This is a genomic window from Knoellia sinensis KCTC 19936 (assembly GCF_000768705.1).
Classification (GTDB): domain Bacteria; phylum Actinomycetota; class Actinomycetes; order Actinomycetales; family Dermatophilaceae; genus Knoellia; species Knoellia sinensis.
The window spans coordinates 252,443-265,394 of record NZ_AVPJ01000003.1 but is presented as its reverse complement, the minus strand read 5'-3'; the positions used below and the strand labels follow the sequence as shown (position 1 = coordinate 265,394).

Below are 12,952 nucleotides of genomic sequence, written 5' to 3'. Positions count from 1 at the left end.
ATCGATGGGCACGATCGGCTACCTGCACACCTCTCCGGTCCACGTCCCGACCTTCGACCGTCTCACCCGCGGTGCCGACGCGGCGGTGAAGGCGCTCCATCTCGTCGACGAGGGCGCGTTGGCGACGGCTCGGGCGGGTGACCCGCAGGATGTAGCCGAGCTCGTCGCCCGACAGGTGAAGAACTTGGCCGACGGGGGCGCGGAGGTCATCGTCTGCACGTGTTCGACGATCGGTGGGGTCGCGGAATCCGTGGGGCCACAGGTGTTCTCGGGTTCAGTGCTGCGTGTCGACCGACCGATGGCCAGACGCGCGGTTGCTCAGGGCTCCCGCGTTGGTGTCGTCGCGGCGCTCGAGTCCACCGTCCAGCCGACCGTGGAACTCCTCCGTGAGGAGGCTGCTGCCGCGGACCGTGAGATCGACGTCGTCGTGGAGGTGGCCGAGGGCGCATGGGCGCATTTCGAGGCAGGTGACCACGCGGCATACCTCGCTGTCGTTGCCGCGTCGGCGCGTTCCATGGCGATGAGGGCCGATGTCGTCGTGTTGGCTCAGGCCAGCATGATGGGTGCTCTCGACCTCCTTGCCGAGGTGGTGACGCCGGTGCTGGCGAGTCCGCCGGCCGCGGTCGCGCACGCGCTCGACCTGCTCTGAACGCCCTTGCGCCCAGTGTCCAGTCAGGCCCGGGCTCTGGCGCGCGCCTGACTGGACACCACGACGATGGTGGGCGTCAGCGGAGGAGGAAGTACTCCAGAGCCGGGGACGCTGACACGTCCTGGCAGGGGTAGCCGAGCGTCGTCACGTGGGCCGCGAAGTCCTCGTCGCCGGCCACGCCCTCGAACGCGCACAGCACGCGCCCGTAGTCGGTTCCGTGGCTGCGGTAGTGGAACATCGTGATGTTCCAGCGTGTCCCGAGTTCGGTGAGGAACCGGCTCAGTGCCCCCGGGTGCTCGGGAAACTCGAAGCTGTAGACCTCCTCGTCGACGCCGGGGGAGCGGCCGCCGATCATGTAGCGCACGTGCGTCTTGGCGGTGTCGTCGGTCGACAGGTCAACGGACTCGTAGCCCGCGGCGGTGAGGTTCTCGTGGATCTCGCGCCCCTCGGCCGCACCGCCGGTGAGCTGGACACCGACGAAGATGCGGGCCCGATCGGAGCCGTCACTGCGGTAGTTGAACTCCGTGACCGAGCGGCCGGCCAGGACGTCGACGAACGCGAGGAAGGCGCCAGCGCGGTCGGGGATCGTCACACCGAACAGCGCCTCACGGTGCTCGCCGATCTCGGCCCGCTCGCTGATGTAGCGCAGCGTGTCGAAGGGGACGTTGGCACCGGAGAGGATGTGCGCCAACCTTTCTCCCTGTATGCCGTGTGCTTCCGCGTACTTCTTCAGTCCTGCGAGCGCCACGGCACCTGCCGGCTCGGCGACAGCGCGGACGTCCTCGAAGATGTCCTTGACAGCCGCGCAGATCTCGTCGGAATCAACGGTGATCACGTCGTCGAGGTAGCGCCGACAGAGGTCGAACGTGAGGTCTCCGATCCGCTTGACGGCGACCCCCTCGGCGAAGCGGCTGACCTCCGGCAGCTCCATGGGCTCGCCGGCACCCAGAGCGGCGGTGAGGCACGCCGCGTCGGCCGGCTCGACACCGATGACCTTGATGGCCGGCATGAGGTTCTTGATGAGAACGGCGACTCCGGCGGCGAGACCACCGCCCCCGACGGGCACAAAGACCCGGTCGAGGTGGGCGTCCTGCTGGATCAGCTCGAGGCCGATCGTGCCCTGCCCGGCGATGACGAGGGGATCGTCGAAGGGGGCGACGTAGGTCAGACCCCGTTCGTCGGCCAGTCGCAGAGCCTCTGCCTTGGCGGTGTCGAAGGTGTCCCCGACGAGGAGAACCTCGGCTCCGTGGCCGCGGACCGCGCCGACCTTGATGGGAGCCGTGGTCACGGGCATGACGACGACGGCGTGAACGCCGAGGAGGGACGCCGAGAGGGCGACGCCCTGGGCGTGGTTGCCGGCCGACGCCGTGATGACCCCGCGCGCGCGTTCCTCGTCTCCGAGCGCCCGCATCCGCGTGTAGGCACCCCGGATCTTGAAGGAGTGGATGGGCTGCCGGTCCTCTCGCTTCACCGAGACGGTGTTGTCGAGGCGTGCCGAGAGTGACTCCATGGGCTCGAGCGGGCTCACCACCGCAGCTTCGTAGACGGGAGCTCGCAGCACCGCTCTCAGGTGCTCCGAGCCGTTGCCCGGTCCAGCGTGCACAGGGATGGACATGAGGACAAGCAAACCCCGACAACAGCAACAGGGACAGGCTGACCATCAGGCGAGACAAGCGAGACGGCCAACACGTGAGGCCGGTGCGGTGCGGGGCCATCAGTGGGTCCATGGCCATCGCACTCAGTCGTCCTCCAGGAACTCGACGACGGACGCGATGACCTCGGGGTCGCGCAGGATGGAGCGGTGGCCGAGTTCACGCTCAATGATCGAGAGGTGGCTGCCGTGCCACGCGTGCGCGACTGCGACTCCTTCGTGGACAGGAACCTCGGCGTCGTGACGTCCGTGAACGATGAGCGCATCGATGTCGATCCACTCATGGGCCTGGGCCGGACCATCGAAGTCACCCAGGGACACGTTGCGCTCTTTGCCGATGGCCGACAGGAGCCGCGCGAGGACCTTGGGACCGGCGCCGATCTGACGGGTCATCCCCTCGACTGCGGTGTTGATGGTGGCGCGTGGGGCGAGGAGGACGCACTTATCCACGCTGAGTCCGTGCCCGAGCGCGTGGTAGGTCGGCAGCGCACCGACCGAGTGAGCGACGACGGCATATGCCGGTCCCAGAGCGTCGAGAAGCTGGGTCCATTTCGTGGCGGCCTCGAACCCGCCCATCCGCCGCGGGACGCGGGCCGACTCACCGTGACCCAACCAGTCGAAGGTGACCACACGGAAGCCTCGTTCGGCGAGTGGTCCGACGAACCATGCGAACTGGTGGCCCCATCCGAGCGCGCCGTGTGTCAGGTAGACCGTGCGGTCTCCGGCACCCCACTCCCACGCGGCGACGCGACCACCTTCGACCGAGACGCTGACGGCACGACCCGGCGTGAAACCCTCCGGCCGTCGTGCCCGCACCCGTTCGGGCGGTCGAGGCGGATTGCCCGCCACGCTGTGCGCGAGACGCGCGCCGACCGCGGGCGCCCATCTTTCGGCGATCCCGAAGACCACCCTCACCGGTGCCGGGTAGTAGGCCGGAGCCTTCTCTGGGGAGCGCGGCGCGGGCGTGACGAGATCTGTCATGACACCGACCCCTGATCCTTGATCTTGTATGCCGTCCGCCCACCCTTGCGGGCCGCTCGCCTCGCCTTCGTCCTCCGTGCCGCGATCTGCACGGGCATGAGGATTTCTGGGAGAGGGGGCGATGGGAGGTGAACCTCCGGCAGGGGAACCTTGGGCAGGTGGACCGGGAGATGGACCGACGGCAGGTGCGTGGGTGGGAGATGGGCCGCCGCGCCCGCCACCCGCACGACGATGCCCGGGCGCATGAGGGCCTGCGGAGGGTCGAGCATGTTGACGACGCGCAGGAACGCCCGCGCGAGTTCGGGGTCCGATCTGGCACCGTGTTGGACCGCGGCGACGTAGCTGACGAACGCCTTCTCGCTCCGGCCCTCACCTGTGCCGCGGATGCCATGGACGGCTGTCACGACCATGTCCCATGCCTGGTCGACGATGGCTACGGCGCGGCGATGGTAGGCGTCCACCCGCTTGTCTCGAGCCCCCGACTGGGCGAGCTCGTCGTGCAGGGCGACGGCCTGGAGTGCCGCGACGCTCATGCCCTGACGGAAGTTGGGGTCGAGGCTGCAGAGGGCATCCCCGATGACGGCGTACCCGGACGGCAGTGTCGTTCGCTCGATCCGACGTCGGGTGCTGTGCGGGAGGCGATACGGCCGCGGCGGCTCCAAGACCTCATGTGTGTCGAGGAGCTCTCCGATCTCGGGGGCATCGACGGAGTGTCCGAAGGCGCGGAACCCCTCTGGATCGGCGGGTGGCGGGCGGTCCTCGTAGCTGGTCAGGGTGAGGGTCCAGGCCCCGTCCTCCTGGGCGAGTGCGAGGCCTTGGCGTGGGGTCTGCCGCGTCGCCAGGGACAGCACGCCTGTGCGGCCCCCGACATCGCCGGATGAGCGGGCAAGGTGTGTGGTTGCGCAGCGGACACCCACGGCGAAGGCTTCGTGCTCCGGGACATCCCAACCCTCGCGCGCGAACCATGCGGCGGCCCGTCCCGGGCTTCCCGTGGCGTCCACGACCAGGTCGGCGTCGAGGGATTCGTCCTCGCCCTCCTGATCACCGGGATCGTGAATGTGCGCGCCGGACACCCGGGGTCGTCCCATCGTGAGCTCGCCGCGCAGCCCGCGAACGTCCGTGTTGTCGAGAAGGGTGACCACGGCGAGTTCGCGGACACGAGATCGCAGGTAGGCCTCGAGCATCAGCCGCGAGACTGCGAGGCTGTCAGCGCCAGCCACGGTGGCGGTCAGGCGCCCGCCGCCGGCGAAGGTGTGGACCTCCGCGGCGCTGTCGCCCTTGTGTGCTCCCAGCACGACGAGGTCATGGCTCGCGCCCGGCAGGAGTTCGTCGATGGCGGCACATCCAGAGGCGAGCAGGGCGTGGCTCTGCTGGGCCTGAGGTGTGCCGGGGCGGGGACCGGGCTGATCGGGGAGCGGGTCGCGTTCGACGACGACGACTCGATCCGCGAACGGCGCCACCGCAGCGGCGGCGAGAAGCCCAGCGATGCTCCCGCCAAGGACGAGCACGGTGCCCAGGTGCCGCGGGTGAATCGGTGCACCGTGATCTGGGTCGTGCGTCGGGAACGCGGGGGTGGCGAACATGGCAGGTCCTCTCGTCGCGGTTCGCCTCAGACAGTCCTCCTGTCGGGTGCTCACTGGACAGACCATCTGGTGCTCACGTGCTCAGGCCGACTCCCTGCGCTCCACGACCTGTGCTCACTCCACCCGGGCTCGCGTGACCTGGCGGTCGCCGTGGATCTCCCACCCCCACAGGACCTCAATGACCCGATCGATGCCCTTGGTGAGGTGACGGCGATACGTGCTGAACGGCATACCGAGAACTTCAGCAGCGGCCTCATGGGTGGGTGCGCGGCGCACGAAGGTCCGGTCCACTGCGCGCGCAGCACGCTCTGTCGCGGGGTCGTCCTCGACCACCGCAACCGCGTCGATGATCGCCTCGCGCAGAGCCGCCGGGCGGTCGGGATCGGCGGTCTCGCGGGGTACGAGTGAGGAATGGGTCAGGGGGTTGCTGACCAGCGAATGTGGGGTGTCGAGGTCACGCAATGCTTGGCGCACGTGGGTGTCGAAGTCGGAACGTGACCACGCGATGGGGGCGGCAAACGGGCCGACAGCACCGGACTCGTCGGTCTCCCGGATCGCCATCTCGGCGCTCCAGACCGCAAACGGGCTCCGGCCGAAGTCGCGTGCCCAGATGCTCGCGGTCCGACCGTCGGCAAGGGGTTGCGTGGCGATCTCGGACATCCCCACGAACGCGAGGACCGTGCTCCATTCGTCGATCCGGGTCGTGGCGGTGACCACCCAACCCAGGCCCGGCGTGCTCCACTCCTTGAGGGACTCGATGGACATGACGTCGATGACCGTGCCCTGGTGGCTCCGGTCGGCACTCACGGCGATCTCGTAGAGGACCCGCTCGCCCGGCTCCGGCGGCCGCAACGCCTTGATGGTGGACCACGCGGCCGCGGTCACAGGGTCGGCCTGTCGCTCGGACTCGGATGCGAGGTCGAGGCGGATCAACGCGGCGCAGCCGATGAGGGTGCCCTCGTCGTCGTCGATGGCGAAGTGGCTCCCCGGCTGCGCCGCGAGCCACGCGCGGCGTCCGGCGGCACGGGCCGGTCCTTCGACGGCGGTGACCATCGCGAGCACGGCGTCGTGTTCGTCAGGGCGCACCGGACGCATGCTGGAGTGACCGAGCGACGAGAAGTCCATGGCCAGTCGGGCTGCGGGATGAGGACGGCTGAGGTAGACGAGGTCGGTCGCTGCGCGTTGCCGCATCACGTCGTCACCGTGCTGGAACCGACTCCCGATGGCCTTGCGCAATGCGGCATGGAGACTGCGATAGGCCTCCGGGTCGCGCCATCGGAGGTCAAAGTCGAGGGCGTCCCTGACGATGTCGTGCAGGGCGAGCCCGTCGGGGTGGAGCTCCGCGTAGGGGCGATCACGCAACCACTGCAACACGTCGTCGGCCGTGACCGAGTCGACCTGGAGCACCCGGCGAAGCAGGCTCCGGTCGACGCGCCGGGCGTGGGCGGCCGCGTTGAGGGCGTGCCGGTGGAGAGGGTCCTCCACGTCGTCGACGAAGGCCCGGAGCAGCTGGCCGGCTGGGTCGAGGTGGACATCAGCCGCGTCACCGGTGGGAAGGGTGAGTTCTGGGATCGTCCCCGACGGATCCGCGTCGGGTGGGGTCGGGGTGCCATCGCCGTCATGCAGGGCGCTCACGTAGGCGTCGGCCGCGATGACGAGGGCCAGCGGATGCCCGTACGTCGAAGTGACGATGGGTTCGACGTCGACAAAGCCCGGCACCCCGCGAGAGTGCAGGAGATCGGCGGCAGCCATCCGGTCAAGGTTGCGCAGGGGAAGGACGTCGACGACACCGGCGACCCGCAGCCGAACGTCGATCTCACGGGGACGGTGTCGCGAGGCGATGATGACGCGGGTGTCCGTCGGCAGGGAAGGCACGACGTCGCTCCAGAACCAGGGCTCAAGCGTGCGCACGACCTCGAAGCGGTCGATGAAGACGACGGAACCGGTGGGGAGGGTGTCCCGCAGCGTCGTCGGGTCGTCGGTGCCGAGGGCGTCGAGCAGCCCGTCCTGCCCGCCGTCGAGATCCGCGCAGTCGAGCCAGACCGTTGGTCGGTCGGCCTCGTAGGCCACACGCTCCACCTCGCGGAGGAAGCACGTCTTGCCCACGCCCCCCGGACCGTGGACGTGGAGGGCGCTCGCGGTGCCGTCAGCGCGAAGAAACTCCCGGGCGAGGCGAATCTCGTCGTCCCGTCCGATGACACGGCTACCGCCTGCGCGAAGCCGATCGGCCACGGTCGGCCTCATCCACCCATCGTCCCACCGAGCACAGAGCCGGTATGCCGTTTGGTCAGGTCCGAATCCGGCTCTCGGGTCACCCCGACTGATTGCCCCGGTGCGCACGGCCAAGGCTGCAGCGGTGGGCAATCAGTGGGTCTGTGGGGAGAGGACCTTGGCGCGCTTGGGGATGGAGAGGGCGATGACGACGCTCGCGAAGCACAGCACCGCCGCCAGCAGCCACGCCGAGCTGTAGCTGCCCGACTCCGTCCGCACCCAGCCGGCGATCGACGCCCCGACGCCGGCACCAACCATGTGCGCCGCGAAGACCCAGCCGAAGACGATGCCCGAGTCCTCGATACCGAAGTGCTGTCGACACAACGCCACCGTCGGCGGCACGGTCGCCACCCAGTCCAGGCCATAGAAGACGATGAACACCCACAGGCCCGGCTGGACATTCGGCCCGAGGACGGCGTCGATCGCCAGCAGCGACAGCCCGCGCCCGCCGTAGTAGATCGCGAGCAGGATCCGGGAATCGACCCGGTCGGTGAGCCAGCCTGACGCGATGGTCCCGGCGATGTCGAAGATCCCGACGAGGGCGAGCAGGCCGGCAGCAGTCTGGGTCCCCATCCCGTGGTCGTGCGCGGCCGGGATGAAGTGGGTCTGCATGAGGCCGTTCGTCGACCATCCGCACACCCAGAAGGTCAGCATCAGCGCCCAGAACGTCCAAGTCCTCGACACCCGCGCCAGCACCGACACGGGCAATCGGGCGGGGGACTGGGTGGGAGCGTCACCATCGCGGGTGACGGAAGTCGACTCCACGGCATACCCCTCGGCTGCCCCGAAGGGCAGCAAACCGCGGTCCGCCGGGCGGTCGACGAGGAACAGCCCCGTGAGGACGGCGATCAGCAGCGCCAGCGCGGCCACGATGAGTGCCGCGGAGCGCCACCCGTGCTGGGTCGCTGCCCAGGCGATGGCGGGGAGGAAGATCAGCTGGCCGGTGGCGTTTGCGGCAGCGAAGACGCCCATCACCAGGCCGCGGTGCGAGACGAACCACCGGTTCGCGACGATCGCACCGAAGACGAGCGCCATCGAGCCGGTCCCGATGCCGATGACGAAGCCCCACAGCAGCCACAGTTGCCACGCCGAGGTCATGAACATCGTGGCGGCGCTCGCGAGGCCCACTGCGATCAGGGCGATGGTGACGATCCGGCGCACGCCCCAACGCTCCATGAGGGCTGCGGCGAACGGAGCCGTCAGGCCGTAGAGCACGAGGTTGAGGCTCACGGCGCCGGACGTCGTCGCGCGGGACCAGCCGAACTCCTGCTCCACCGGCTCGAGAAGCACGCCGGTCGAGGAGCGGAACGCCGCCGCTGCAACGAGAGCCCCCAAGGTCACGGCAGCGACGATCCACGCACGATGGATGGGTCGGCGGGGAGGATCGCCGATGAAGGTGTCGCGGGTCGCGGTGAGGTCGTCGGTCACCCTGAGATCTTCGCGTGCGATGACCCGAGTGGGCTAGTGGCAGAAATGCCACAATGTGCAAAGATTCCGCCATGTCCTCCTCTCGCCGAAAGCCCCGACCGCATCGTGTCGTCGTCCTGCTCCTCGAACCGCTCGTGGGATACGACGCGACGATTCCGAGTGCCGTCCTCGGCTCTGCCCAGGACTCCGAGGGGCGTCACCTCTATGACGTGCGAATGGCGTCCCTCGACGGTGGTCCCGTTCAAACAACGACGGGGTATGCCGTTGTGCCACACGGTGATTCGGCTCTTCTTGCGGAGGCCGACACGGTGATCGTGCCGGGCACTCGCGTGCCCGGTCCGCGCTTCGACGGGGTCGTGTCGGATGAACTGGCGATCGCTCTGGGGCGCAGCCGCAAGGACGCGCGCATTGTGTCGATCTGCACCGGTGCCTATGTGTTGGCTGCCGCCGGGTTCCTCGACGGCCGTCGCGCAACGACTCACTGGCAGCACACCGAGACGTTCCGCTCGCTCTATCCGCAGGTCGACCTCGATGAGGACGTCCTCTTCACGGACGACGGCGATGTGCTCACGTCGGCGGGGTTGTCCGCTGGCGTCGACCTCTGCCTGCACCTGCTCCGGCGGGACCACGGGGCGGTCGTGGCCAACGACGTGGCGCGCTACTGCGTCGTCCCGCCGTGGCGTGACGGTGGGCAGGCACAGTTCATCGAACGACCGGTCCCGGTGGTGGACGACGCCTCGACCTCCACGGTCCGGGCGTGGGCCCTGGGCCACTTGGACAAGGACCTCTCGGTCCCCGTGCTGGCCAGGCGGGCTCGGATGTCGGAGCGAACGTTCGCCCGTCGCTTCCGCGACGAGACCGGCCTGACGCCCGCTTCGTGGGTGACGCAGCAACGCGTGCGTCACGCCCAGCACCTGCTCGAGACAACCGATCTCACCGTCGATGTCATTGCGACACGGGCCGGATTCGGGACCGGGGCGTCACTTCGCAAGCACACTGCTGCGACGCTGGGGGTGTCACCGCACGCCTATCGCCGCACCTTCCGCGGCCGCGAGAGCAGGAGCGCATGAGTCGCAGACCCGAACCGTTCGTCGACATCGACGCGCTCGAGACCGCGACCGCCGGGTTGCCGGCGCCCCTGGTGACCGTCGATCTTGACGCGTTCGACGTCAACGCCGATGACCTCGTGCGGCGGGCGGCAGGCCGACCGATTCGGGTCGCGAGCAAGTCGGTGCGCTGCCGCTCGCTGCTGCGTCGAGTCCTCGACCGACCCGGCTTCGCCGGGATCATGGCGTATGCCGTCCCCGAGGCCGTGTGGCTCGCTCGCCAGGGCTTCACGGACGTCTTCGTGGCCTACCCGAGCGTGGACGTCGAGTGGATCCGCGTCGTCGCCGAGGACGAGCAGCTGCGTGACGAGATCACGTTGACGATCGACAGTGTCGAGCAGGTGCGCTTCCTGGCCGATGTCGTGGGCGTCCGGAGTGGGGTGCGTGTCGCGCTCGACGTCGACAGCTCGCTGCGGGTGGGGCGGTTGCACCTCGGGGTGCGGCGGTCGCCCCTGCGGACGCCCGCCGACGCGCTCGCCGTGACGCGGGCGGCTCTGGACGTCGGACTGCGCGTCGTGGGCGTCATGTTCTATGACGCCCAGGTCGCCGGGCTGCCCGATCGGGGCCCTCATCTCGCGGCCCTCAAGAAGAGGTCCCTGAGCGATCTCGCCGAGCGACGGGCGCCCTTGGTCGAGGCGGTCCGCGCGCTCACAGACCTCGAGTTCGTCAACGGCGGCGGCACTGGCAGCCTCTCCCGTCTCGCTGCGGCCGACACCCTGACGGAGTTCGCTGCGGGCTCGGGCCTCTACGGCCCGGCGCTCTTCGACGCCTACGACGACTTCACGCCACGGCCGGCAATGGTCTTTGCGCTCCCGGTGGTGAGGCGGCCCGGGAAGGGGATCGTCACGGCATACGGCGGCGGTTATGTCGCGAGCGGCGAGCCGGGGTGGTCCCGGCTTCCCAGCCCGATCGGGCGAGCCCTGTCACTGCTGCGTACGGAAGGGGCCGGCGAGGTGCAGACTCCCCTGCGGGGCAGAGCCGCGGATCGGCTGCGCCTCGGCGACCGTGTGTGGATGCGCGGCGCCAAGGCTGGGGAGTTGCTCGAGCGGTTCGACCACGTGCACCTCGTCCAGCAGGGCCGTCTCGTCGAGACCGTCCCGAGCTATCGCGGAGAAGGGCAGAACTTCGGATGACGACCACGACGGGGCGCGAACGGACGCCGACGTGGACCAACTGGGCCGGCACTGCTTCGGCGTCGCCGGCGCGCGTAGTGGAGCCGCGCTGCTCGGACGAGGTGGCCGACGTTGTGGTGAGCGCGGCTGCGCGCGGCGAGAAGGTCAGGGTCGTGGGGTCGGGGCACTCGTTCACGCCGTTGTGCGCCACCGACGGGACGCATGTGCGGCTGACTCACCTCAGCGGCATCCTCGACGTCGACCGAGCGCTCGGTCGGGTTCGAGTCGCCGGCGGCACCCCGCTGCACGTGCTCAACCCCATCCTCGAGGGGCTGGGGTTGGCCCTGCCCAATCTCGGTGACATCGACCGCCAGACGATCGCGGGTGCCATCGCGACAGGGACGCACGGGACGGGGGTGCGGCATCAGGGCATCGCCTCGGCCGTGGTGGGGCTGACTCTCGTGTTGGCTGATGGATCGGTTGTGTCCGTTGATGATGCGCACGATGTCGAGCTGTTCGAAGCGGCACGGGTGGGGCTGGGAGCGTTCGGCGTCGTGACCGAGGTGGAACTGCAGTGCGTGCCGGCGTTCCGGCTGCGTGCGCTGGAGACGCAGGCGCGGTTGTCGGACGTCCTCGCCAACTATGAGCAGATGGTCGCTGAACACGACCATGTTGACGTCCTGTGGTTCAAGCACTCGGATCGCGTTCTCCTGAAGCGGAATTCGCGGGTCGATTCGTCTGACGCAGGGGAGTCGCAACCACGCTGGCAGGCGTGGCTTGACGACGAACTCCTCGGCAACAGGACGTTGGAGGCGGTCAATCGTCTTGCTGCCGCGGCACCCCGTCTGGCCCCCGTCATCAACGAGATCAGCGGCCGGGCGATCGGCAACAAGGACCACACGGACGTCTCGTGGAAGGTCTTCTGCAGTTCGCGGAAGGTTCGCTTCAAGGAGAGCGAGTATGCCGTCCCGCTCGCCTCCCTGCCCGCCGTCATCGGCGAGCTGCGCGCGTGGATCGACAAGCACGGCACGGCCTACCCGTTCCCGGCCGAGATCCGCTCACTCGGAGCCGACGACGTGTGGCTGTCGACGGCATACGAGCGGGAAAGTGCCTATGTCGCGGTGCAGCAGTACCACCGGATGGACGACGGAGGGATCTTTGCGGCGTTCGAGTCGATCGTGCGCGAGCACGATGGGCGGCCGCACTGGGGGAAGCTGCACACGTTGGGCGCGGAGGACTTCGCGCGGCTGTATCCGAGGTTCGGGGACGTGCTGCGAGTCCGGGACCGGGTCGACCCCGACCGCCGCTTCGCCAACGACCACCTCACCCACGTGCTGGGCGCCTGAACCATGGGTCTTCTCGCGGCGGCTCTCCGCATCATGGGCGTCGGACTTCTGCTCGTGCTGGTTGGCTGCTCGGGAACGCCAAACGATGCGGACCTCCCGGGTGTGTGGCAGTCGAACGACCGAGCATCGGTGACGATCGTGGAGAGTGGCTCGTTCGAGATCGTTGACTTCCCCAGGGGCCTGGTTGGGGCCGGAGACGCGTCCGAGTTGGACGGCCGTGGAACCTGGGAGCGCGTCGGTGACGAGGGCCTGTTCTTCACGCTCGACTCTGCGGATTCCCCGGACCTCGACGGGGCGGGGTTCCTCATGCAGCTGAGGCGATCGGGACCGGATTGGGATCTCGTCGGAGGTGGCGACGACTCGGTCACGTTCACCCGGAGTGACGTCGAGTGACGCGCGCGTGATGTGACTGAGGTCGTTGCGCCGGAGCGAGAGGGCGGCGTGGCCACCTTCTGTCGGTGCTCTGCGATGGGATAGGCGTCCTCCGTTCGTGAGCAACGACGGGCCGCTTGACGTCGTGTCGGCGTGCCGTTGACAAGGAATCTTGTCGCAAGTAACTTTGCGAAAGAAGGTGAGTGGGCGTGGTCAACGACGAGCCCATCATCTTGGAATCAGCCCATCGTCACGGAGCTTCGGAGGCCGACATGCTCCACGCGCTCCGATTCGCCACCCACCACGTGAGTCAGTCCGACGACCTGGTGATGTTCATCGGGCCGGACGCGACCGGAGCGCCCGTTGAGGTCGGTGTCGTCGCCTGGTGGGGTGGAGAACTCGCCGTCGTGCACGCCCTGCGCCCTGCCCGAACCAAGTACCTGAGGTGATCCC

11 protein-coding genes are annotated in these 12,952 nt (G+C 68.8%); 6 read left to right on the top strand and 5 right to left on the bottom strand.

Annotated features, from left to right (window positions below; translation table 11 throughout):
• Positions 1-4: 4 nt before the first annotated feature.
• The gene (locus N802_RS05995; protein ID WP_035913594.1) at positions 5-649 is read left to right on the top strand and encodes a hypothetical protein; all 645 of its coding nucleotides are present in this window, start codon (positions 5-7) and stop codon (positions 647-649) included.
• A 76-nt stretch (positions 650-725) separates the two neighbouring features.
• On the opposite strand, the gene ilvA is transcribed toward N802_RS05995, so the two are convergent.
• The 5 genes from ilvA to N802_RS05970 all read right to left on the bottom strand — a co-directional run bounded on the left by ilvA (position 726) and on the right by N802_RS05970 (position 8,563).
• Entirely contained in the window at positions 726-2,264 is a 1,539-nt protein-coding gene (gene ilvA, locus N802_RS05990) for a threonine ammonia-lyase, biosynthetic (protein ID WP_035913591.1), read from the bottom strand.
• A 123-nt stretch (positions 2,265-2,387) separates the two neighbouring features.
• A complete protein-coding gene (locus N802_RS05985; RefSeq protein ID WP_035913588.1) occupies positions 2,388-3,281 on the bottom strand; it encodes an alpha/beta fold hydrolase in 894 nt (297 codons plus the stop codon).
• Entirely contained in the window at positions 3,278-4,864 is a 1,587-nt protein-coding gene (locus tag N802_RS05980; protein WP_035913585.1) for an NAD(P)/FAD-dependent oxidoreductase, read from the bottom strand. Before N802_RS05980 ends, N802_RS05985 begins: the two co-directional genes overlap by 4 nt.
• A 114-nt stretch (positions 4,865-4,978) precedes the next feature.
• Positions 4,979-7,108, bottom strand: coding sequence for a P-loop NTPase family protein (locus N802_RS05975; protein WP_035913583.1), 2,130 nt, complete (start codon positions 7,106-7,108; stop codon positions 4,979-4,981).
• 120 nt (positions 7,109-7,228) lie between these two features.
• Positions 7,229-8,563: an MFS transporter gene (locus tag N802_RS05970; protein WP_084071906.1), complete on the bottom strand. Its 1,335-nt coding sequence runs from the start codon at positions 8,561-8,563 to the stop codon at positions 7,229-7,231.
• Between the two features lie 71 nt (positions 8,564-8,634).
• Between N802_RS05970 and N802_RS05965 the strand changes: the two genes are divergently transcribed.
• The 5 genes from N802_RS05965 (at position 8,635) to N802_RS20445 (ending at position 12,948) form a co-directional block, all read left to right on the top strand.
• The gene (locus tag N802_RS05965) at positions 8,635-9,633 is read left to right on the top strand and encodes a GlxA family transcriptional regulator (protein WP_035913582.1); all 999 of its coding nucleotides are present in this window, start codon (positions 8,635-8,637) and stop codon (positions 9,631-9,633) included.
• Positions 9,630-10,802, top strand: a complete 1,173-nt coding sequence (locus N802_RS05960) for an amino acid deaminase/aldolase (RefSeq protein ID WP_211254344.1) — start codon at positions 9,630-9,632, stop codon at positions 10,800-10,802. Before N802_RS05965 ends, N802_RS05960 begins: the two co-directional genes overlap by 4 nt.
• On the top strand, positions 10,799-12,127 hold the full coding sequence (locus N802_RS05955) for a D-arabinono-1,4-lactone oxidase (protein WP_035913580.1): 1,329 nt from the start codon (positions 10,799-10,801) through the stop codon (positions 12,125-12,127). The genes N802_RS05960 and N802_RS05955 overlap by 4 nt, the downstream gene beginning before the upstream one ends.
• 3 nt (positions 12,128-12,130) lie before the next feature.
• On the top strand, positions 12,131-12,520 hold the full coding sequence (locus tag N802_RS05950) for a hypothetical protein (protein ID WP_035913578.1): 390 nt from the start codon (positions 12,131-12,133) through the stop codon (positions 12,518-12,520).
• 251 nt (positions 12,521-12,771) lie between these two features.
• Complete coding sequence (locus tag N802_RS20445) at positions 12,772-12,948, top strand: hypothetical protein (protein WP_169743394.1); 177 nt, start codon at positions 12,772-12,774, stop codon at positions 12,946-12,948.
• Positions 12,949-12,952: the final 4 nt, after the last annotated feature.

Coding starts and splice junctions, on each gene's coding strand:
- N802_RS05995 (WP_035913594.1), top strand. CDS start 5: ATGGGCACGATCGGCTACCTGCACACCTCTCCGGTCCACGTCCCGACC.
- ilvA (WP_035913591.1), bottom strand. CDS start 2,264: ATGTCCATCCCTGTGCACGCTGGACCGGGCAACGGCTCGGAGCACCTG.
- N802_RS05985 (WP_035913588.1), bottom strand. CDS start 3,281: ATGACAGATCTCGTCACGCCCGCGCCGCGCTCCCCAGAGAAGGCTCCG.
- N802_RS05980 (WP_035913585.1), bottom strand. CDS start 4,864: ATGTTCGCCACCCCCGCGTTCCCGACGCACGACCCAGATCACGGTGCA.
- N802_RS05975 (WP_035913583.1), bottom strand. CDS start 7,108: ATGAGGCCGACCGTGGCCGATCGGCTTCGCGCAGGCGGTAGCCGTGTC.
- N802_RS05965 (WP_035913582.1), top strand. CDS start 8,635: ATGTCCTCCTCTCGCCGAAAGCCCCGACCGCATCGTGTCGTCGTCCTG.
- N802_RS05960 (WP_211254344.1), top strand. CDS start 9,630: ATGAGTCGCAGACCCGAACCGTTCGTCGACATCGACGCGCTCGAGACC.
- N802_RS05955 (WP_035913580.1), top strand. CDS start 10,799: ATGACGACCACGACGGGGCGCGAACGGACGCCGACGTGGACCAACTGG.
- N802_RS05950 (WP_035913578.1), top strand. CDS start 12,131: ATGGGTCTTCTCGCGGCGGCTCTCCGCATCATGGGCGTCGGACTTCTG.
- N802_RS20445 (WP_169743394.1), top strand. CDS start 12,772: ATGCTCCACGCGCTCCGATTCGCCACCCACCACGTGAGTCAGTCCGAC.